The organism is Mesorhizobium sp. P3_A9 (assembly GCF_056402975.1).
In genome coordinates this window covers 1-1791 of record NZ_JBFUGJ010000632.1, presented here as the reverse complement: position 1 = coordinate 1791, position 1791 = coordinate 1, and the positions used below count along the sequence as shown (strand labels likewise).

Annotated in this window: 1 protein-coding gene and 2 pseudogenes; all 3 read left to right on the top strand. The window is 65.3% G+C overall.

Translation table 11 applies throughout. The annotated features are described in order from the left end of the window. Positions 1–1153 (top strand): annotated as a pseudogene (locus AC1DX0_RS35455) (DNA polymerase III subunit gamma/tau); the annotation flags it as partial. A 43-nt stretch (positions 1154–1196) separates the two neighbouring features. Then, a complete protein-coding gene (locus tag AC1DX0_RS35450) occupies positions 1197–1520 on the top strand; it encodes a YbaB/EbfC family nucleoid-associated protein (RefSeq protein WP_027043571.1) in 324 nt (107 codons plus the stop codon). A gap of 20 nt (positions 1521–1540) precedes the next feature. Further along, a pseudogene (locus tag AC1DX0_RS35445) lies at positions 1541–1791 on the top strand (hypothetical protein); the annotation flags it as partial.

Here is a 1791-nt window from a genome sequence, read left to right as displayed (position 1 = left end):
GGCGATGATCGCGCGCGCGGCGGAAGGCTCCGCCCGCGATTCGCTCTCCATCCTCGACCAGGCGATCGCGCACGGCGCCGGCTCCGTCAGCGCCGAAGCGGTGCGGGCCATGCTGGGTCTGGCCGACCGCGCCCGCATCGTCGACCTGTTCGAACATGTGATGAAGGGCGATGTGGCGGCGGCCCTGGCGGAATTCCGCACTCAATACGACACCGGCGCCGATCCGGCCGCGGTGCTGACCGATCTTGCCGAGTTCAACCACCTCGTCACCCGGCTGCGTTTCGTGCCGACCGCCATGGACGACGCTTCGCTGTCGCAGGACGAGCGCGAGCGCGGCGCCGATTTTGCCAGGGCGCTGTCGGTCAGGGTGCTGTCGCGAACCTGGCAGATGCTGCTCAAGGGCATTCCCGAGGTACAGTCCTCCAACCGGCCGGTGAGTGCCGCCGAGATGGTGCTGATCCGGCTGGCGCATGCCGCCGACCTGCCGACGCTGGACGAGGCGTTGCGGTCGCTCGATGGGGCCGCGCCGGCACAAAATGGCGCATCGCGCCCGAATGGCGCGCCCGCGGGTTCCGGCAACGGCAATGGCGGTGGGGCCAGCGCGGTGGCGCAGACGCGCATGCCATCCGGGTCCGGTGGCGCGCAGACCATGCGGCTGGTCGAGGCCACGCCAGCGCCGGTCGCCTTCGTCGCCCCGCCCGCGCCGGTGTCCGAGCCGCAGCAGGTGCCGGTCAGGTCGCTGGCCGATATCGTTGCGCTTGCCGACGCGCAGCGCGACATCGCCTTCAAGGTGCTGGTCAAGCGCTGCATCCGTCCCGTGCGCTTCGAGCCCGGCCGTATCGATGTCAGCCTGACCGACGATGCGCCGAAGCTGCTGCTCAACGAGCTGACGACGAAACTGCGCGCCTGGACCGGCCGCAACTGGCTGGTGTCGCTGTCGAAGGAAGATGGCGGCCAGACGCTGGCTGAAATGGAATCGACCAAGCGCGAAAACGCCTTCCTCGATGCCAAGAGCGATCCGACGGTTGCCGCCTTCCTGGCGCGCTTTCCCGGTGCCAAGATCATCGACGTGCGCATCCCAGACGCGCCGGAGGCGGAAACGGCCGAGGCAGAAGTGCCGGTCGAGCCGCCGGCGGATGACGACGAGACCTGACAAACCAAGAACCTCTGACAAACCAAAAACCAAGGATCGGACCATGAAAGATCTTCTCGGCCTGATGGGCAAGGCGAAGGAAATGCAGGCCAAGTTTCAGGCCATGCAGGATGAGATCGCCACGCTGGAAGCATCCGGCCAGGCTGGTGGCGGCCTGGTCAACGTCACCTTGACCGGAAAGTTCGAGATGAAGTCGCTGAAGATCGACCCGTCTCTGTTCAAGGAGGACGATGTCGAGATCCTCGAGGATTTGATCCTCGCCGCCCACAATGACGCCAAGGTGAAGGTCGAGCAGATCATGCAGGAGAAGACCAAGGCGCTGACCGCCGGCCTGCCGATCCCGCCGGGAATGAAACTGCCTTTCTAACCTTCAGCGGCGGTGCGTCCATGACCGAAGAGCCGTCCGAAAGACTGATCGAGCAGCGTATCCGCAACAGGATCTATGAGATTCTGGAAATCCTCGCCGATTGCGATGCCGGCGTCGATCTCGTCGGCATCAAGGGCTACTTCTACCTGTTCGAGGATTTCGTGCACCGCCCGTCGATCGAGGCCGGCACATCGGCGCTTTCGAAGGATGAGCGCGCGGTCGTGCTGGAAATCGCCGAATTCCTCGAGGCGGCCTCCGAAACAAATCCCGA